This is a genomic window from Acidovorax sp. GW821-FHT09A11, assembly GCF_059418365.1.
In genome coordinates this window covers 740,351-759,164 of the sequence record NZ_JBWKPS010000002.1, presented here as the reverse complement: position 1 = coordinate 759,164, position 18,814 = coordinate 740,351, and the positions used below count along the sequence as shown (strand labels likewise).

Annotated in this window: 18 protein-coding genes; 8 read left to right on the top strand and 10 right to left on the bottom strand. The window is 69.5% G+C overall.

The window, feature by feature from the left end; translation table 11 throughout:
- Nucleotides 1–49 precede the first annotated feature (49 nt).
- On the bottom strand, nt 50–1,597 hold the full coding sequence (locus AC07PV_RS07580) for a UxaA family hydrolase (RefSeq protein WP_255591975.1): 1,548 nt from the start codon (nt 1,595–1,597) through the stop codon (nt 50–52).
- 43 nt (nt 1,598–1,640) lie between these two features.
- Nucleotides 1,641–2,636 carry a Bug family tripartite tricarboxylate transporter substrate binding protein gene (locus AC07PV_RS07575; protein ID WP_218341911.1) on the bottom strand — a complete coding sequence of 332 codons (996 nt, stop codon included), beginning with the start codon at nt 2,634–2,636 and terminating at the stop codon, nt 1,641–1,643.
- A 131-nt stretch (nt 2,637–2,767) separates the two neighbouring features.
- Here AC07PV_RS07575 and AC07PV_RS07570 point away from each other — a divergent pair, with 131 nt between their 5' ends.
- The 4 genes from AC07PV_RS07570 to AC07PV_RS07555 are packed head-to-tail and all read left to right on the top strand — an operon-like array spanning nt 2,768 to nt 4,964.
- Nucleotides 2,768–3,727 (top strand): LysR substrate-binding domain-containing protein, encoded by a 960-nt coding sequence (locus AC07PV_RS07570; RefSeq protein ID WP_369641877.1) that lies wholly within the window; start codon nt 2,768–2,770, stop codon nt 3,725–3,727.
- A gap of 18 nt (nt 3,728–3,745) precedes the next feature.
- Nucleotides 3,746–4,297, top strand: coding sequence for a helix-turn-helix transcriptional regulator (locus AC07PV_RS07565; RefSeq protein WP_492254853.1), 552 nt, complete (start codon nt 3,746–3,748; stop codon nt 4,295–4,297).
- A complete protein-coding gene (locus AC07PV_RS07560; protein WP_218341908.1) occupies nt 4,297–4,713 on the top strand; it encodes a VOC family protein in 417 nt (138 codons plus the stop codon). The genes AC07PV_RS07565 and AC07PV_RS07560 overlap by 1 nt, the downstream gene beginning before the upstream one ends.
- A complete protein-coding gene (locus tag AC07PV_RS07555) occupies nt 4,710–4,964 on the top strand; it encodes a hypothetical protein (protein ID WP_492254854.1) in 255 nt (84 codons plus the stop codon). Before AC07PV_RS07560 ends, AC07PV_RS07555 begins: the two co-directional genes overlap by 4 nt.
- Nucleotides 4,965–5,040: 76 nt before the next feature.
- Here AC07PV_RS07555 and AC07PV_RS07550 read toward each other — a convergent pair whose 3' ends face one another.
- The gene (locus AC07PV_RS07550; protein ID WP_492245528.1) at nt 5,041–6,135 is read right to left on the bottom strand and encodes a tartrate dehydrogenase; all 1,095 of its coding nucleotides are present in this window, start codon (nt 6,133–6,135) and stop codon (nt 5,041–5,043) included.
- A 125-nt stretch (nt 6,136–6,260) separates the two neighbouring features.
- Here AC07PV_RS07550 and AC07PV_RS07545 point away from each other — a divergent pair, with 125 nt between their 5' ends.
- Nucleotides 6,261–7,190: a LysR substrate-binding domain-containing protein gene (locus AC07PV_RS07545; protein ID WP_492245529.1), complete on the top strand. Its 930-nt coding sequence runs from the start codon at nt 6,261–6,263 to the stop codon at nt 7,188–7,190.
- A gap of 79 nt (nt 7,191–7,269) precedes the next feature.
- Here the strand turns inward: AC07PV_RS07545 and AC07PV_RS07540 are convergent, their stop codons facing one another.
- Nucleotides 7,270–8,193, bottom strand: a complete 924-nt coding sequence (locus AC07PV_RS07540; RefSeq protein ID WP_369641880.1) for a LysR substrate-binding domain-containing protein — start codon at nt 8,191–8,193, stop codon at nt 7,270–7,272.
- A gap of 99 nt (nt 8,194–8,292) precedes the next feature.
- Here AC07PV_RS07540 and AC07PV_RS07535 point away from each other — a divergent pair, with 99 nt between their 5' ends.
- Nucleotides 8,293–9,306 (top strand): zinc-dependent alcohol dehydrogenase family protein, encoded by a 1,014-nt coding sequence (locus AC07PV_RS07535; RefSeq protein ID WP_494629847.1) that lies wholly within the window; start codon nt 8,293–8,295, stop codon nt 9,304–9,306.
- A 121-nt stretch (nt 9,307–9,427) separates the two neighbouring features.
- Here the strand turns inward: AC07PV_RS07535 and AC07PV_RS07530 are convergent, their stop codons facing one another.
- Entirely contained in the window at nt 9,428–9,874 is a 447-nt protein-coding gene (locus tag AC07PV_RS07530) for a GatB/YqeY domain-containing protein (protein ID WP_218293854.1), read from the bottom strand.
- Nucleotides 9,875–10,094: 220 nt separating this feature from the next.
- Nucleotides 10,095–10,307 (bottom strand): 30S ribosomal protein S21, encoded by a 213-nt coding sequence (rpsU, locus tag AC07PV_RS07525; RefSeq protein ID WP_005799779.1) that lies wholly within the window; start codon nt 10,305–10,307, stop codon nt 10,095–10,097.
- Between the two features lie 392 nt (nt 10,308–10,699).
- Here rpsU and AC07PV_RS07520 point away from each other — a divergent pair, with 392 nt between their 5' ends.
- Entirely contained in the window at nt 10,700–13,978 is a 3,279-nt protein-coding gene (locus tag AC07PV_RS07520; RefSeq protein ID WP_494629846.1) for an EAL domain-containing protein, read from the top strand.
- A 28-nt stretch (nt 13,979–14,006) separates the two neighbouring features.
- Here AC07PV_RS07520 and AC07PV_RS07515 read toward each other — a convergent pair whose 3' ends face one another.
- From AC07PV_RS07515 to AC07PV_RS07505, 3 genes are all read right to left on the bottom strand, one after another.
- Nucleotides 14,007–14,321 carry a hypothetical protein gene (locus tag AC07PV_RS07515; protein ID WP_494594490.1) on the bottom strand — a complete coding sequence of 105 codons (315 nt, stop codon included), beginning with the start codon at nt 14,319–14,321 and terminating at the stop codon, nt 14,007–14,009.
- A 100-nt stretch (nt 14,322–14,421) separates the two neighbouring features.
- Entirely contained in the window at nt 14,422–15,711 is a 1,290-nt protein-coding gene (locus tag AC07PV_RS07510; protein WP_494610381.1) for a BaiN/RdsA family NAD(P)/FAD-dependent oxidoreductase, read from the bottom strand.
- A 48-nt stretch (nt 15,712–15,759) separates the two neighbouring features.
- Nucleotides 15,760–16,962: an ABC transporter substrate-binding protein gene (locus tag AC07PV_RS07505; RefSeq protein WP_494629845.1), complete on the bottom strand. Its 1,203-nt coding sequence runs from the start codon at nt 16,960–16,962 to the stop codon at nt 15,760–15,762.
- A gap of 144 nt (nt 16,963–17,106) precedes the next feature.
- Between AC07PV_RS07505 and AC07PV_RS07500 the strand changes: the two genes are divergently transcribed.
- Nucleotides 17,107–17,595 (top strand): DUF4124 domain-containing protein, encoded by a 489-nt coding sequence (locus AC07PV_RS07500; RefSeq protein ID WP_218340621.1) that lies wholly within the window; start codon nt 17,107–17,109, stop codon nt 17,593–17,595.
- 19 nt (nt 17,596–17,614) lie between these two features.
- Here the strand turns inward: AC07PV_RS07500 and AC07PV_RS07495 are convergent, their stop codons facing one another.
- On the bottom strand, nt 17,615–18,748 hold the full coding sequence (locus AC07PV_RS07495; RefSeq protein ID WP_218293860.1) for a sterol desaturase family protein: 1,134 nt from the start codon (nt 18,746–18,748) through the stop codon (nt 17,615–17,617).
- Between the last annotated feature and the right edge of the window lie 66 nt (nt 18,749–18,814).

Here is an 18,814-nt window from a genome sequence, read left to right as displayed (position 1 = left end):
AAGCGCTTGTTCAACAAGCGCAGGATGCTATGTTTTTGGGAGCAAATTCTCAGGACACGATTCCCAGGTGCCAGGGCACGAACTCGTGGTCGCCCAGGCCCAGGGCCTCGCTCTTGGTGGCCTCGCCGCTCGCGTGGCGCAGGATCTGCTCGAAGATCTTCCGGCCCATCTCGGGCACGCTGCATTCGCCGTCCACGATCACGCCGCAGTTGATGTCCATGTCCTCTTCGAGGCGCTGGTACATGGGCGTGTTGCTGGCCAGCTTGATGGTGGGCGCGGGCTTGCTGCCGAACATGGAGCCGCGCCCCGTGGTGAAGCAGATGAGCTGCGCGCCGCTGGCGATCTGGCCGGTGGAGGCCACGGGGTCGTAGCCGGGCGAGTCCATGAACACGAAGCCATGCTCGGTGATGGGTTCGGCGTATTCGTACACCGCGCGCAGCGGCGTGGTGCCGCCCTTCATGGCCGAGCCCAGCGACTTCTCGAAGATGTTGGCCAGGCCGCCGGCCTGGTTGCCATGGCCCACCACGCCGTTGAACTGGGCGTTCTGGCCCGCGGTGTAGCGTTCCCACCAGGCCAGGCGGTCCAGCAGCTTCTGGCCCACGGCGGGGCTGATGGCGCGGCGCGTGAGCATGAACTCCACGCCGTGGATCTCGGGCGTTTCCGACAGGATGGCCGTGCCGCCGTGGCGCACCAGGATGTCCATGGCCGCGCCCAGCGCGGGGTTGGCGGTGATGCCCGAGAAACCGTCCGAGCCGCCGCATTCCAGTCCGATCTTGAGGTGGCTCGCGCTCACGGTGCTGCGCCGCGCCTGGTTGGCGATGGGCAGCATCTCCTCGATGGCGGCGATGCCCGCCGCGATGGTGGCGCGCGTTCCGCCCACGTCCTGCATCACCAGCGTGCGCATGAGCTTGCCTTCCTGCAGCCCTTGCGACTCCACCAGGGAGGCGACCTGGTTGCGCTCGCAGCCCAGGCCCACGATGAGCACGCCCGCCAGGTTGGGGTGGCGCGCATAGCCCGCCAGCGTGCGGCGCAGCACGTCGAAGTGCTCGCTGGGCGAGGACATGCCGCAGCCGCTGGTCTGCGCGAAGGCGGCCACGCCGTCCACGTGTGGAAAGTCGGCCAGGCGCTCGGGCGTGAAGTGCGCGGCGATGTTCTTGATCACGGTGGCCGAGCAGTTCACCGACGACAGGATGCCGATGAAGTTGCGCGTTCCCACGCCGCCGTCCGCGCGCACGAAGCCCTGGAAGGTGGCGCGCTCGCCCTCGGGCACGTACGCCACGGGCCGCACGTCGGCGCCAAACGCCGGGTCGCGGTAGTGCTCCACCAGCCGCAGGTTGTGGCTGTGCACGTAGTCGCCGGGCTCCAGGTCGCGCGTGGCGACGCCGATCACGGTGTCGTACTTCTTGACCTGCTCGCCCTCGGCGATGCGGCGCGCGGCGATCTTGTGGCCCGCGGGCACCTGGGCGCGCGTGCGCACGCCGAGTTCGGGAATTTCCTGCCCCAGCGCCAGCGCCGTCTTGGCGACGAGCACGTTGTCGTGGGGGTGCAAGTGCAGCAGCGGGCTGGCGAGCAGGCCGGGGGCCGTGGGGGCGTTCATCGTGGGCCTTGTGGTGGGGGTGTGATTCTGGTGGCTGCGGGGCTCAACTGCGCATCAGCTCTCGCAGCTTGAGTTTTTCGATGAGCACGGTCTCCTTGGCGTAGACCGTGTTCACGTACTTTTCGTAGTCAGGGCCGTCCAGGTACAGCAGCGGCGCGTCGAGCTTGTCGGCCACGGCCTTGAATTCGGGGCTGGCCACGGCCTGCTTGAAGGCTTCACGCAGCCGGGCGGCGATGGCGGGGTCCAGGCCCCGGGGCGCGCCGATGCCGTTGGGAGCGTCCACCACCACGTCATAGCCGGATTCGCGCAGCGTCGGGACCTCCTTGAAGCGGGCCGTGCGCTGCTCGCCCCAGGTGGCCAGCAGGCGCAGCTTGCCGGCCTCCACATGCGGCGCCCACGAGCTGGAGTCGGCGAGCGCGTCCACGTGGCCGCCCAGCACGCCCTGCAGCGCCTCGGCGCCGCCCTTGTAGGGCACGTGGTTGAGCTGGATGCCCGCGGCGCCCGCGAACTCCTCCATGCCCACATGCGTGGCGCCGCCCACGCCGGCATGGGCATAGGTCACCTTGCCGGGGTGGGCCTTGGCGTGCTGCACGAAGTCCTTGAGCGTCTTGAACGGCGAGCTGGCGGGCACGGCGATGCCGAAGGTCTGGCCCGAGGTGCGCGCGAGGTAGGTGAAGTCCTTGCGCGGGTCGGCCTGCAGCGTGCCCAGCTGCGAGAAGCGCGTGACCGAGATCGGGATCTGGCCGACGGTGTAGCCGTCGGGCCTGGCCGAGGCCAGCGCCTTGGCGCCGATCATGCCGGACGCGCCCACCTTGTTTTCCACCGCGATGCTCTGGCCCAGCACCCGGCCCGCCACCGCGCACAGCGCGCGCATCGACTGGTCGGCCGTGCCGCCCGCGGGCCAGGGGCAGATGAAGGTGAGGGGGCGCTCGGGCCAGGCCTGGGCGAAGAGGCTGCCGGACGGGGTGGCCGTCAGTGCGCTGGCGCTCAATGCGCCCAGCACGAACTGGCGCCTTGCGATGCGGGGGGTGTTGTGCATGCCTGTCTCCTGTTGTTTGTGGGGTCGGGAGCCGCCATTGTTCAGAACCGGTGCATAACAATCCAATGAAGATATGGACTGGCTTCATTGCCTTGAAGTAATGTATCGAGCCCGCCAGAAAGAAGACCACGATGGCCAAGATCGACCGCGTACTGCGCTCCAACCTCAAGCTGCGCCACCTGCAGATGCTCGTGGCGCTCGACCAGTTCCGCCACCTGGGCCGCGCGGCGGAGTTCCTGTCGGTCACGCAGCCGGCGGTCTCCAAGACGCTGGCCGAGATCGAGCGCATGTTCGGCCTGCCGCTGTTCGAGCGCTCCACGCGCGGCACCGAGCCCACGGCCGCGGGCGCGAGCGTGGTGCGCTTCGCCCGTTCGGTGCTGGCGGGGTATGACCGCACGCGCGACGAAATCGCCGCCGAGGCCAGTGGTGCCGTGGGCCGCACCAGCGTGGGGGCCATGGTGGCGGCCACGCCGGTGCTGCTGGCGCAGGCGGTGGAGCTGCTCAAGGCGCGGTCCCGCCGCACCACGGTGCTGATCGACGAAGGGGACCTCACGCGCCTGCTGCCCAAGCTGCGCCTGGGCGAGCTGGACCTGTTCGTGGGCCGCCTGGAGCCCGGCTATGCCTCGCCCGACCTGGAGACCGAGGCCCTGTATGGCGACCCCATGGTGGCCGTGGCGCACCCCACGCACCCCCTGGCCCGCAAGCGCAAGGTCGGGTGGGCCGAGGTGGCCGCGCAGCCGTGCGTGCTGCCCCCGCCCTGGGCGTCGCTGCGGGTGAAGCTGGAACAGCAGTTCTTCGCGCACGGCCTGCACCCGCCGCAGGACATCATCGAATCGGCGTCCTTCCTGTCGCAGATCAGCTTCGTCCAGCAGCGCGGCGCCGTGGCCTTCATGGCGCGCACGGTGGGCCGGCATTACGCCGCGCAGGGGCTGGTGGCCGTGCTTGCGCTGCCCGTGCCGGTGGACCTGCCTCCCGTGGGGCTGATCACGCTGCGCGGGCAAAGGCCCACACCCACCACGGGATTGCTGGTGGAATGCTTGCGGGAGGTGGCCGCGGGCATCCAGGGAAAGGGAACGCGGCGGCCGCGGTGAAGGCGATATGCTGTCCTCATGCCGCCCGTGACTCCGGATCTCATTCCCCCGCGCGAAGACCCCGCCGACCTGCCGTCCAGGCCGGACGGGACCGGCGCGCAGCAGGACCCGGCCCTGCTGCGCCGCCTGCTGCGGGCGAAGGACCACATGGACGCCGCCTCGCACGAAGCGTGGCCGGTGAAGCGGCTGGCCCGGGTCAGCGGCGTCTCCGACGCCCATTTCGCGCGCTCGTTCCGGCAGGCCTTCGGCATTCCGCCGCACCGCTATTTGCTCACCCGGCGCATCGAGCAGGCGACCACGCTGCTGCGGGACACGGACCTTCCCATCACCGAGATCGCCTATGCCACCGGCTGGGAAAGCCTGGGCACTTTCGGCCGCACGTTCCGGGACGTCACCGGAAAAAGCCCGAGCACCCTGCGCATCGACGCCCGGCGCGAGGCGCAGCAGCTGGGCAGCGTGCCCGCCTGTTTTCTGAAGGCCGCGCAGCGCCCGGACCTTGCCACCGCAGTTTCGGAGAAGCGCCGCCGCCTGGCGGAGGGTACAAACCGGCCCTCAACCAAGGAGATGTGATGAGCCAAGGTATCGGTGTGGTGGGTGTGTATGTCAACGACCAGGACGAAGCCCTGGCGTTCTATGTCGACAAGCTCGGATTCCGCGTCCACACGGACGTGCGCAATGGTGCCTACCGGTGGCTGACGGTGCAGCACCCCGAGCAGCCGGCGTTTCAGCTCGGGCTGTTCACGCCGGGGCCGCCGATGCACGACGAGGCCACGGCCCAGGCGTTGCGCGCCATGGTGGCCAAGGGGGCGATGCCGCCGCTGGTCCTGCATGTGCGCGACTGCCGCGCCGCATACGCGCACATGCGCGCCCAGGGCGTGGAGTTCACCCAGGAGCCGGTGGACCGGTTCGGCCAGGTGGATGCGGGGTTCCGCGACCCGGCGGGCAACGGCTGGAAGATGATCCAGGCCGCGGGAGGCCCGCAATGAGCCGGGGCCAGGGCGTGCGGCGGTTTCACCGCTGGGTGTCGATGGCCTTCACGCTGGCCGTCGTCGCGAATTTCGCGGCGATGGCCCTGCGGGAGGGCAGCCCGCCGCCCTGGGTGACCTATGCGCCGCTGCCCCCTCTGGGCCTGCTGCTGCTGACAGGGCTGTACCTGCTGGCGCAGCCCGGCCTCCAGCGGTTCGGGGCGTGGTGGTCTTCTTCTGCAGGGGCACGGCAGGCTCCGCCGCCCGTGTGAACCCACGCCGGCACTGCGCGCGGCCCGGCGCAAATGCCGTGCGAGGGCACGCGCCCCGGGGGCGCGGGGCGAGGGCCTACCCCTTGGAAACCAGCGCCGCGATGGCCGCGCCCACCTGCGTGGTGTCGGCCGAGCCGCCCAGGTCCGGCGTGCGCGGCCCGCTGCGCAGGACCTCCTCGATGGCCGCCACGATCGCATCGTGCGCCTGCCGCCCCGCGCCCTGGCCCTGGGTGAGGAAGTCCAGCATCAGCGCGCCCGACCAGATCATCGCGATGGGGTTGGCGATGTTCTTGCCGTAGATGTCCGGCGCCGAGCCGTGCACGGGCTCGAACAGGCTGGGGAACGTGCGCTCGGGGTTCAGGTTGGCCGAGGGCGCCAGGCCGATGGTGCCCGTGGTGGCGGGGCCCAGGTCGGAGAGGATGTCGCCGAACAGGTTGGTGGCGGCCACCACGTCGAAGCGCCCGGGCTGCAGCACGAAGCGCGCGGTGAGGATGTCGATGTGCTGCTTGTCCAGCGTGATCTCGGGGTAGGCCTTGGCGACTTCCTCGGCGCGCTGGTCCCACCAGGGCATGCTGATGGCGATGCCGTTGCTCTTGGTGGCCAGGGTCACGTGCTTGCGCGGGCGGCTCTGGGCCAGGTCGAACGCGAACTTCAGCAGGCGGTTGGCGCCATGGCGCGAGTAGACCGATTCCTGGATCACGATCTCGCGGTCGGTGCCTTCGTACATGATGCCGCCGAGCGAGGTGTACTCGCCCTCGGTGTTCTCGCGCACCACGTAGTAGTCGATGTCGCCGGGCTTCCTGCCCGCCAGCGGGCACGGCACGCCCTCGAACAGGCGCACGGGGCGCAGGTTGATGTACTGGTCGAATTCGCGGCGGAACTTGAGCAGCGACCCCCACAGCGAGACGTGGTCGGGCACGGTGGCGGGCCAGCCGACGGCGCCGAAGAAGATGGCGTCCATGCCCGAGAGCTGGGCTTTCCAGTCGTCGGGCATCATTTTTCCGTGGGCGGCGTAGTAGTCGCAGCTGGCCCAGTCGATGGTGGTGGTCTCCAGCGGGATGCCGAAGCGCTGGGCGGCGGCCTGCACCGCGCGCAGGCCTTCGGGCATGACTTCCTTGCCAATGCCGTCGCCGGGGATGACGGCGATCTTGTAGGGGGTGTTGGTGCTCATTCGGGGTCCTTGGTGCCTGGGGAAGAGAAAGAAGGGAAAAGAAAGCCAGGGGGAATCAGCACGGATTGTTTGGCAGTGCGGCAAAAAATACAATCCGGCAACTGTGCTCATATTCTTCACACATCGTGCATAAAAATCCGGCCACCGACGACCTGCGCGTGTTCACCGTGGTGGTGCGCAAATCGAGTTTTGGCGACGCGGCGGCGGAGCTGGGCACCTCGCCCGCGTACGTGAGCAAGCGCATCCGCCTGCTGGAGCAGGAACTGGCCGTGAAGCTCCTGCACCGCACCACGCGGCGCGTGGCCGTGACGGAGGAGGGCGAGCGTGTCTTCCACTGGGCGCAGCGCATCCTGGACGACATGGATCAGTTGCTGCAGGAGGTGGCCATCACCCGGCGCGAGCCGCGTGGTCAGCTGCGGGTGAGCAGCAGCTTTGGCTTTGGCCGCCAGATCGTGGCGCCCGCGCTGTCGCGGCTGGTGGAGCAGCACCCCGGCCTGCAGGTGCGGCTGGAAGTGTTCGACCGGCTGGTGGACGTGGCCGGCGAAGGGTTCGACCTGGACGTGCGCGTGGGCGACGAGATCGCTCCGCACCTGATCGCCCGCCGTCTGGCGGACAACCACCGCGTGCTGTGCGCGGCGCCCGCCTACCTGGCGAGCCACGGCACGCCGCGCGCGCTGGCGGAGCTGTCCAGCCACGACTGCCTGGTGATCAAGGAGCGCGACCACCCGTTCGGCGTGTGGCGGCTGCGCAGCGGCGCGGTGGACGAGACGGTGAAGGTGCGCGGCCCGCTGTCGGCCAACAACGGCGAGATGGCGGTGCAGTGGGCGGTGGACGGGCGCGGCATCGTGCTGCGTTCGCTGTGGGACGTGGGGGCGCACCTGCGTGCGGGAAGGCTGGTGCAGGTGCTGCCCGACTGGCGGCAGGAGGCCAACGTCTGGGCCGTGTACCCCACGCGGCTGGACCGCTCGGCCAAGGTGCGGGTGTGCGTGGAGTTCCTGGAGGTGTACTTCCGCCAGGAAGCGGGGCGCCTGCAGGGCATGCCCGGGACGGCCTGAGGCCGGCCGGGGCTGCCATGGGCCGGCGCGGCGCGGGCGCCGCTGCCGGTGCCGCCCCACGGCGGCCCGCGCCCGCCGTTCAGCGGGTCCCGAGCAGCGCGGGCAGCTGCGCGGCCAGCGCGTCGATGACGACGCGCGTGCGCCGTGGCAGGGCGCGCGCCTGGGGCCAGACGGCGTGCAGCTCGTAGCCGAAGGGGCGCGCCTCGTCGAACACCTTCACCAGCGTGCCGGCCGCCACCGGCTCGGCCGCCAGCCACTTGGGCAGCCGCGCGATGCCCAGCCCCGCCGCCGCCGTGGCGGCCACCACTTCCAGGCTGTCGCAGCGCACGCGCGCGGGCACCGCGAACGTGCGCGGCTCGCCCGTGGCGTCATCGCGGTAGTGCCAGGGCTTGAGCCCGTCGTCGCGTCCGTAGCTGGCGAAGGCGTGGCGGGGCGCCTCGGCCTGCAGCGCCGCCCAGCTTGCCGGCCGGCCGTGCCGCGCCAGGTAGTCCGGCGCGGCATACAGGCCCATCCATTGATGCCCGAGCGGGCGGGCCGCGAGCGTGCTGCTGTCGTCCAGCACCCCGCTGCGGATGGCCAGATCGATCCGCTCTTCCACCAGGTCCACCCGCCGGTCGCTGAAGTGCAGGTCCAGCCGCAGGCCGGTGTGCTCGCGCGCCAGGCCCAGCAGCACGGGCGCGACGCAGGCGCGGCCGAACAGCGCCGGCATGCTCATGCGCAGGGTGCCCACGGGCTCGTGGCGGCCGGCCTCCACGGCGGCATCGGCCGCGTCGAGTTCGGCCAGCGCGCGGCGGCAGCGTTCGTAGTAGGCCTGTCCGTCGTCGGTCAGGCTCTGGCTGCGCGTGGTGCGGTGGAACAGCCGCACCCCGAGCCGCTGTTCCAGCCGCGCGATGCCCTTGCCCACCGCCGAGCGGGTGCGGTGCAGCCGCGCCGCCGCCAGCGCGAAGCTGCCGGCCTCCACGGCCGCCACGAAGGCCTCGATTCCCTGCAAACGTTCGTTCATTGGAGAATTTTGCTATCCAGCCATGGGAAAAATAAGAACCACTGGCATCCATGAAGCGCCAATAGCATCGAAATCCCTTTCTTTCCCTGGAACTCGACGATGCACGACACACCCGCCACCCTCCAGCGCTGGCAACTGCCCCGCTTCGGCCTCGCCCACCTGGAGCGCACCGAGGTGCCCATGCCCGCGCCCGGGCCGAGCCAGATCCTGGTGCGCACCGAGGCCGTGGCCCTCAACTACCGCGACCTGCTGATGGCGCAGGACGGCATGGGCATGCCGCTGGAATTTCCGTTCACCCCCGCCTCGGACCTGGCCGGCACGGTGTTGGCCGTGGGCGCGGGCATCACCCGCTGGCGCCCCGGCGACCGGGTGCTGAGCACCTTCTGGGGCGGCTGGCTGGAGGGCGAGCGCCCTGCCGCTGCCGTGGCCCTGGGCGCGCCGGGGCCGGGCGTGCTGGCCTCGCACGTGCTGCTGGAGGCGGACTGGGCGGTGGCCGCGCCGGCCACGCTGGGCGCCGCCGCCGCGAGCACCCTGCCCATCGCCGGGCTCACGGCCTGGTTCGCGCTGGTGGAGACCGGCCACGTGCGCGCCGGGCAGGCCGTGCTCATCCATGGCACCGGCGGCGTGGCACTGTTCGGCGTGCAGATCGCCCGCCAGCACGGGGCCGTGCCCATCGTGGTCTCGGGCGATGCGGGCAAGCGCGAACAGGTGCTCGCCCTGGGCGCCGCCCATGCGCTGGCGCGCGAGGCCGACTGGCCCGCGCAGGTGCGGGCGCTGACCGGGGGGCAGGGCGCCGACCATGTGCTGGAGACGGTGGGCGGCCCCAACCTGGGCCGGTCGATGCAGGCGCTGCGCCACGGCGGGCGCGTGTCGGTCATCGGCACCCTGGCCGGCGACACGGTGAGTGCGTCGGTCTACAGCTTCCTGCTGGGGCGGGCCACCGTGCAGGGCATTGGTGTGGGCCACCGCCGCGCGCTGGAGGACCTGGTGCGCGCGGTGGATGCCACCGGGCTGCAGCCGGTGATCGCGGGCGAGTATGGCGCCGACGAAGCGCCGGCTGCTTTCGCGCACCTGCAGCGCGGCGCGTTCGGCAAGGTGGTGGTGCGCTTCTGAGCGGGTGCGCCAAGGAGCGCGTGGATGCGATATTTCAAGTAAAAATAGCCACCGGCGCTTGTCGATCAAGCGCTGGCAGCTATTGAATTGATAGTAAATCGCCGGGTGGCGAGGCGGGCGGTCAGCCGGCGAGCGCGGCCTTGACGGCGGCGGACACCTGGCCCATGTCGGCCTTGCCGGCCAGGCGGGTCTTGACCACGCCCATGACCTTGCCCATGTCGCCCGGGCCCGCGGCGCCCAGCTCGGCCACGATGGCCTTGACGGCGGCCAGGGTCTCGTCGGCCGACATGCGCTCGGGCAGGTAGGCCTGCAGCACGGCCATCTCTGCCTTCTCCTTGTCGGCCAGGTCCTGGCGGCCCGCGCCCTCGAAGGCGGTGATCGAGTCCTTGCGCTGCTTGATGAGCTTGTCCACGATGGCGACCACGGCCGCATCGTCCAGCACGATGCGCTCGTCCACTTCCCTTTGCTTCATCGCGGCCTGCAACAGGCGGATGGTGCCCAGGCGCTCGCTGTCCTTGGCGCGCATGGCGGTCTTCATGTCTTCGGTGATCTGGTCCTTGAGGCTCATGATGGCTTCCTTTTTATGGGGTTTCAGACAGGGACGGAGGGTTTGCACAAAGCCCCTCTGGCCAGGCGCAGCGCCGCAGACAGTAGTCTTCTTGCTACGGCAAGGCGCTGCAACGACGCCAGAGGGGCTTTGTGCAAGCCCAAAAAAGCAAAAACCCGCGCTTGGCGTCCCTAGCGCGGGTTCTGGGACCCAAGCAAGAAGGCTTGGGGCCGAAGATCCATCAGTACATCTTCTTGGGCAGTTGCATGCTGCGAACGCGCTTGTAGTGGCGCTTCACGGCGGCTGCCTTCTTGCGCTTGCGCTCGGCGGTGGGCTTCTCGTAGAACTCACGGGCGCGCAGGTCGGTCAGCAGGCCGAGCTTTTCAATGGTGCGCTTGAAGCGGCGCAGGGCGACGTCAAAGGGTTCGTTTTCTTTTACGCGGATCGTAGTCATTAGCTAATGGTTTCCAAAATGTTGCCCGCAGAGGGTCTTGGGGAGATCGGGCCTCAAGACCGTGCGTGGCGGTTTCCCCGTCTGTAACTAGTATTTGGCCGACGGGGCATTGCCAGCAAAGCCGGAGATTATAGCTGAAGCGGGTTCCGCCTTGGGGTGCTTCGTGCTTCCCCCCTCTCGCGGCACGGGCGGCGGGGCTCCGCCAATCGCCCGGCACGGGCTCCCTGGCAGGGTCGCGCCGACTCTCCGGGGGGCGCGGCGTCGGCGAATCGGGCGCATCGCAGGCGGATCGGCGAAATGGCGTGGAAATTGCTTCATGTTGTAACACTCATCTTCCACCGTCGGTGGGCTGCCCGGGTCATCCGCCCGGGCGGGCCTTCGCCGCAGACACCATGGCATTCATGCACCGCGTATCGGGCTGGCTGGGCCGCCTCAGTGTGGGCCGCAAGCTCATGCTCATCTATCTGCTCGACCTGTCGGCGGTGATCTATGTCTCCAGCATCCTGATCCACGAAAAGTACGTGGCCATCGATTTCACGCGCAAGGAAATCGTGGGCACCACCTATGCGGCGGTGCTGCGCGACGGGCTCATGGGGCAGTTCCTCGATGCATCCCAGCAGCCGCCGCTCGTGGCGGACGTTCTTGAGCGGCTGGCGGGCGTGCGTGCGGCCCACGACGAGCAGCTGCATACCGAGGAGCAGGGCGAGCGCTTCAGCGGGGTGCTGCAGCAGCTGGCCGCCCACCCGCTGGCGGCCACCGATGCGCCGTCCCTCACCCGGCTGCGCAGCCAGCTGCTGCGCGACGGCCGAGAACTGCTCACCACCGTGGGCAACCAGTCCAACCTGATCCTGGACCCGGACCTGGACAGCTACTACGGCATGTCGCTGGTGGTGCTGCGCTTCCCCGAGCTGCTGCAGGCGGTGCACGACACCGTGGTGTTTCTCCATGCCGCGCCCGCGGGGCGCGGGCCGCAGTGGTCCTCCGAACTGCTCACGCTGGTGGGCCGGCTCGACGCGGTGATGCAGGGCATCGAGTCGGACTACAACCAGGCCTTCATCGCGGGCTCTCCCGAGATGCGCACGGCCCTGATGGGCCAGCGCGAGGCGCTCAAGGCCTCGCTGGAGAGCTTCCAGGCGCTGCTGCAGGGCGTGGCGGCGGGCGAATCGCGCCTGACCCTGGCCCAGGTGGGGGCGCAGCAGGCGCAGGTGCTGGGCGCCCTGCGCGATGCCTGGGCGGTGGGCATCGTCGACCTGGAGCGGTTGCTCAACCGCCGGGTGGACGGGCTGTACGCGCGCATGTGGCTGCACCTGGGCACCGCGCTCGTGCTGCTGGGCTGCATCCTCTCTCTGGTGACGCTGGTGGCCCGGCAGATCGCCAAGCCGCTGCAGCAACTGGCGCGCGTGGCCGATGAGGTGCGCAAGAGCGGCGACCACACCCTGCGGGCCCACTGGAGCAGCAGCGACGAGATCGGCCGGCTGGTCACGGCCTTCAACGACATGCTGGCCCAGCTGGACCGCGAACGCCTGCTGCAGCAGGAGCTGGCGGCCAGCGCCCGCGCGGCCGAGGCCCAGCGCGAGCTGGTGGAGGCCTTCCCCATCCCCATGGTCGTCACCTCCATCCCCGAGCACGAGGTGCTGCATTCCAACGCCCCCGCCGCCCACTGGCTCAATGACCGCAAGACCGACCCCTGGGCCGCCGGGCTGGAGCCGGGCGTGCGCGCGCGCTTCTTCCAGCGCCTGGCGGACCAGGGCTCGGTGGACGAGTTCGAGGTGCGCTGGAAGGGCAGCCCCGAGCCCTCCTGGGCGGTGCTGTCGGCGCGGCGGCTGCAGTTCCAGGGGCGCGACTCGGTGCTCACGGCCTTCACGCCCATCAACGTGCTCAAGGTCATGGAGCAGCGCCTGGAGCTGTGGGCCAAGGTGTTCGAGGCGTCGTCCGAGGGCATCATCATCATGAATGCCGACCAGCAGATCATCAGCGTGAACAAGGCGTTCTGCCGCAGCACGCACTACGACTTCTACGAGGTGCTGGGCGAAGACCTGGGCTTCCTGCTGGAGGAGTCCGGCGGCGAGCCCCTGTCCACCCAGATCCGCCGCACCATGCTCGACAAGGAGTCCTGGCAGGGCGAGGTGCGGTTTCGCCGCCGTTCGGGCGAAACCTACCCGGCCTGGCTCATGGTGTCGGCCGTGCGCGAGGGCAAGGGCGGCGGCGCCGTGGCCAACCACATCGGCATCGCCATCGACATCACGGACCGCAAGCGCAGCGAGGAACGCATCCAGTTCCTTGCGCACCACGACGTGCTCACCGAGCTGCCCAACCGCTCGCTGTGCGTGCAGCGCCTGCAGCTGGCGCTGGCGCAGTCCAGCGTCACCGGCGAGAAGGTCGCCGTGTTGTTCATCGACCTGGACCGCTTCAAGGCCATCAACGACACGCTGGGCCACCACATCGGCGACGGGCTGCTGCGCTCGGTGGCCGGGCGCCTCACGCAGGCCGTGCGCAGCCGCGACACCGTCAGCCGCCTGGGCGGCGACGAGTTCGTGGTGGTGATGCGCGACGTGGCCGGGCGCGAGGACGTGCAGCAGCTCGTGGAGCGGCGCCTCATCCCCCTCATCCGCCAGAGCCACCCGGTGGAGGGGCATGAACTCAATGTGTCATGCAGCGTGGGCATCGCCGTGTACCCCGAGGACGGCGGCGACATCGACGAGCTGATGCGCCGCGCCGATGCGGCGATGTACGAGGCCAAGACCACGGGCCGCGACATGGCGCTGTTCTATTCGGCCGAAACGGACCAGCGCGCGCTGGCCCGCCAGTCCATGGAACAGCACCTGCGCCGCGCGCTGGAGCGCCATGAGCTGAGCCTGCACTACCAGCCCCGGGTGAGCGCCAAGAGCGGCGGCCTGCTGGGGGTGGAGGCCCTGCTGCGCTGGAACAGCCCCACGCTGGGCGCCATCCCGCCCAGCGAGTTCATCCCCATCGCCGAGGAGACCGGCATGATCCGCGCGATGGGCGGCTGGGTGCTGCAGCAGGCCTGCGAGCAGTGGGCGCGCTGGCAGGCACCGCCCGCCGGCCATCCCGCCGGGCGTGCGCCGGCCCACCCGCTGTCGGACGTCTCCATCTCGGTCAACCTCTCGGCCGCGCAACTGGCGGACCCGCAACTGGTGGCCGACATCGAGGCGCTGCTGGCCCGCACCGGCATGCCCGCCCACCGGCTCGAACTGGAAATCACCGAGTCGCAGCTCATGGACAACGCCCACGCGGCCGAGCAGCAGCTGGCCGCGCTCAAGTCGCTGGGCGTGCAGCTGTCCATCGACGATTTCGGAACCGGCTACTCCAGCCTGGCCTATCTGAAGCGCTTTGACATCGACCGGCTCAAGGTCGACAAGTCCTTCGTGCACGACATGCTGAGCAACCCCGCCGACATGGCGATCACGCGGGCCATCATCGCCCTGGGCCACACGCTGGGGCTGCGCATCGTGGCCGAGGGCGTGGAAGACCTGGCCACGGCCCAGGTGCTGAGTGCGCTGGACTGCGAGGAGCTGCAGGGCTACCACTTCAGCCGCCCGCTGCCGCCCGAGGCCCTGCTCGCCTGGGCATTGCAGCACTGCGTGCTCCATGGCGCGCCAGTGCGCGGGCTGGCTTCCGAGTGCATTCAGCCAGCCTCGCTGGCCGGATGATGTCTCCTCAATGCCGCCGTGGTCCCCATCATGCGAGCCGGATGTGCAGCGCAACAGCGAGCCCGACCAGGAGGACGCCTGGCGAGAAATTGCCCAGACACAGGGAGAGGCGAGAGGTCGAACGGCCCGAAATGCGCGAGTCGGCCCGCAGGTAGGCGTCACCTTCTTCGGTGAGCAGCCACCGCACCATCACCGCGCCCCCGGCCAGCGACCCCATGCCCAGTGCCGCAAGGATCGCGATGAAGATATTCCCGGCCATGCTTGCGGCCGGTACAAGGGCGATCAGCGCGCCCGTGGCCGTGGCAGCCGCTTGCCACCTCTCCGCGCGTTCGAATCCGTCCATGCCGAGGCTCCCCATGGCTGGTAAAGCGTTTGTTTGTGTGTCTGACCGGAGTGCAGGAGCCATCCCCGGGGAGCCACCTGCACAGGCGTCCTCCGCCGCCTCAATGCGCCGCCAGCGGCAGCGCCTGCGCGCAGGCATGGGCGCTGGCCCAGGCCCACTGGAAGTTGTAGCCGCCCAGCCAGCCCGTCACGTCCACCACTTCGCCAATGAAGTACAGGCCCGGCTGCGTCTTGCACTCCATGGTCTGCTGCGACAGCACGCGCGTGTCCACGCCGCCGAGCGTGACCTCGGCTTTCTTGTAGCCCTCGGTGCCGGTGGGCGTGAGCTCCCAGCGCGCCAGCTGTTCGGCCAGCCGCGCCAGGGCCTTGTCGCTGGCCTCGTTGATGGGGCGCTGCCAGTCGGCCTCGCGCTGGGCCCAGGCGTCCGCCAGGCGGCCCGGGACGAGGGCGGCCAGCTCGTTGGCAATCAGCTTGCGCGAACGGGCCTTGCCCTGCGCCAGCGCGGCGGGCAGATCCACCGTGGGCGCGAGGTCGATGGCCAGCGGCGTGCCCTCCTGCCAGTAGCTGGAGATCTGCAGCACGGCCGGGCCTGAGAGGCCGCGGTGGGTGAACAGCAGGTCTTCGTCGAAGGCCATACGGGCTTTCTTGGCACCGGTGCTGATTTGCACCGGAAGCGCCAAGCCCGCGAGTTGCGCATACGGCGCCCAGCCCGCGCCATCAAAGGTCAGCGGCACCAGACCCGGGCGGCGTTCGATGAGCGGGATGTTGAACTGCTGCGCCAGCCGGTAGCCGAAGTCGGTCGCGCCGATCTTGGGAATGGACAGCCCGCCCGTGGCGATCACCAGCGAGCGCGCCCGCACCGGGCCCCGGTCGGTATCAATTTGATAGCTGCCAGCGCTTGATGGATCAGCGCCAGGGGCTGAAAACACTATATTCTTGACCGCACAAGGCTGCCAGTGCGTCACCTGGCCCGCCGCGCACTCGGCCAGCAGCATGGCGATGATGTCCTCGGCCGAGCGGTCGGCGAACAGCTGGCCCTTGTGTTTTTCGTGGAACGCGATGCCGTGTTTTTGTACCAGCGCGATGAAGTCGGCGGGGGTGTAGCGCGAGAGCGCCGAGCGGCAAAATTGCGGGTTCTGCCCCACGAAGTGTTTGTGGGGCGCGGCGGGATCGAGGTCGCGGTTGGTGAAGTTGCAGCGCCCGCCGCCCGAGATGCGGATCTTCTCGGCCACCTTCTCGGCATGGTCGATCAGCAGCACCTTCAGGCCCCGCTGGCCCGCCTGGGCGGCGCAGAACAGGCCGGCGGCGCCGGCGCCGATGATGACTACGTCGAATGGAGGGGAGGAAGCGTGGGGCACGGTGGGGCGAAGGCGGCGTTGGCGGGCCGCCATTGTCGCCGCAGCGTTCGCACGGGGCGGGTAGGCCCCTCGAACCGGTGCCTATTGCCGGTACACGCCACCCGAGCCCACCACCGCGATGTCCACGAAGTTCGAGCCGTGGTGGTTCTGTGCGCTGAACTGGTAGCCGTAGCCGCCCAGGTCCAGGTTGCCCAGCCCCTGCATGGCCTGCACCAGACTCGCGCGCGTCACGCCGGGCCCCGCTGCGCGCAGGCCCTCGATGAGCACGCGCGCATCCATGTAGCCGGTGTAGCGGTCGTAGTCCACGGGCTTGTCGTGGCGCTTCATCGACGCCTGGAAGTCCCGCGTGAGCGCGATGGTCGGCCGGCTGGGCGAGGGGCCCGTGCGTGCCACGGCCAGGCCGCGCGCGTCTTCGCCCAGCGCCCGCAGCACCGCCGAGCCCGCGCCCAGCGACAAGGTATACACCGGCACGCCCAGGTGTGCGCGGTTGGCGCGCACGTACGCCACCACCGGAGGGCCCGCCGCCACCAGCAGCACGGCCTGTGGCTTGTGCGCGGCCAGCGCCTTGGCGGCATCGGCGGCGTCCTGGCCTTTGGGGTCCAGCGCGTGCGAGCCCGCCATGGTGGCGCCTTCGGCCGCGATCGTTTTTTCAACCAGCGGCAGCAGCAGCTTGCCGAAATCGTTGTTCTCGTAGGCGACGGCAATGCGCAGGGTCTGCACCGCCACCAGGTTGCGCACGATCCTGACCAGCTCATCGGCATAGCTGGCGCGCGTGGTGAACAGGTACGGGTGCTGCTGCGCGCGCACCGCCGGGCTGCCGGTGTACACGGAGATCAGCGGCAGCCTGGCCTGCGCGAGGTAGGGCAGCAGCCCGATGACCTGCGAGGTGCCCGACACGCCGAACAGGGCCACCACGCCTTCTTTTTCACTCAGCTGCACGGCGTTTTCCAGCGTGCGGCGCGGGTCGAAGCCATCGTCCATGGTCACCAGGCGGATCTTGCGTCCCCCGATGCCGCCCTTGGCGTTGGCGTCCTCGATGGCGGCATCCTGGCCTTCATGGATGGGCTGCAGAAACGGTGCCATGCCGCCCGACAGCGCGGTGGACCTGCCGATCAGGATGTCGCCCCTCACGTCTGCGCGGGGCTGCGCCTGGGCCATGGCCGGCAGTGGCGACAGCGCGGCGGCGGCCCAGCACAGCAGGGTGCGGCGGCGTGGGCCGAAGGGGGCGCGGGCGGCGCTGGCGGCAAGGGCGAGGCGGGCGTCGGAGGGCGGCACAACGGGCATGGGGTCTCCAGGGGCGGCAGGGGGAGCCCATGGTAGGAAGGTTGCCGCGCGGGCGGCCACGGGGTTTCCCCGCAAGCACCGTCGCCCGGGGGACTGGCCGCGCGGGGCGTTAGCATGCGCCATCCATCCGCCAAGGACTGTTCCATGAATCCGATCCGCTATGCCGCCTGCGCCCTGCTGCTGCTGGGCTTTCTGGCCCCGGCCTGGGCCATCAACAAATGCACGGACGCCGATGGCAAGGTGTCGTTCCAGGACGGGCCCTGCCCGGGCCAGGGCGAGAAGGTCGAGGTGCGGCCCGCCATGCAGGGCGCCACCCCCGTGCAGCCTGCCCCTTCCACCGCGAAGGAAGGCGCTTTCGGCGCGACCTGGCAGCGCAAGCACTATCTGCAGAACCAGGGCGTGCCCCAGGCGCGCGCGGCCGTCGAGCGCAGCCAGCAGGAATGTGCGGCCACGGCGCCGGATACCGCCGTGGCCCACGCCGGCCCGCTGCGGCGCAGCACCCTGGCCTCAGGCTCCCAGTTCGCGCAGGAGCGCGCCGCCGGTGCCGACAAGGACAAGGCCGCGTGCGAGGCGCGAACCAACGAGCTGCGCAACCAGCTGAAGTCGCTCGAAGCCGAGCTCGGCAAGCCGTAGTGCGTCGGACGAACCCGCCTCACCCTTTCCAGGTGAACGGGAACTTGAACTGCTTGACGAACCCGTTGGGCACGTAGTCGCCCAGCACGCCATAGTGCTCGGGCCAGAGCTTGGTGCTTTTCACGGCGGTGCCGAACAGGTAGTCGAGAAAAGCAAAGTGCGCCGCGTAGTTCTTGTCCAGCGCCTCCTGGTCCTGGCTGTGGTGCCAGTGGTGGAAGTTGGGCGTGACCAGCACGTAGCGCAGCGGCCCCAGGCGCACGCTCACGTTGGCGTGGTTGAACACCGCCTGGAAGCCGACGACCACGATATAGGCGTCGATCACTTCCTTGGAAAAGCCCAGCACGTAGATGGGCGCGAGCACCAGGGTGCGCGTGATCAGCAGCTCCAGGATGTGCTGGCGCGAGCCGGCCATCCAGTCCATGCTTTTCACGCTGTGGTGCACGGCGTGCAGGCGCCACAGCAGCGGCACCTCGTGGTAGGCGCGGTGTGTCCAGTACTGCACGAGATCGGCCACGAGCACGATGAGGAACAGCGCCACCCAGAAGTTCAGGCCCTGCACCCAGCCGCGGATGCCGTCGTTGGCGGCCCAGCCGAAGAACTTGTGCACCAGCAGGTTGGTGGCCAGCAGCACGAAGCCCACCACCATGTGGTTCACGATGAAGTGGTGGAAATCGGTCTGCCACTCGGCGCGGAAGATGGGCTGGTCCTTGCGCAGCGCGAACAGCTTCTCGATGAAGATGAAGATCAGCGAGCTGCCCAGCAGGTCGAGGATGAACCAGTCCAGGCCGATGTAGGGCGTGTTGTCGGGAAAGTTCGGGTCCACCTCCACCTTGTGGCCGCCCAGGAAGGCGGCCAGCGCCACCATGGCGAAGGCAAACGTGGCCAGCCAGCGCGAGCGGTTGAACAGGATGTTGACCAGCGAGATGCCGCCCGCGATCGCCATGGCCGCCAGCATGATGGTGCGGATCACCGTCACGTCGTAGCTCTTGCGCAGCTGTGGCGTGGTCAGGTATTCGGGGAAGTGGAAGGCCAGCACGCCCAGGAAGCACAGGATCGCGAGCGTGAGCGCGATCACGCCCGACACCAGTCCGCGCCCCGTGCGCAGCGCGCCGTGGCTTTCGGTGAATTCATTGAGCTTGTCGATTTCGAGCATGTTTTCCCTCCGGCACCAGGTGCCTTGAACTGGCTTGTGTGGCGGGAGTGTAGCGGCCGTGGCGTT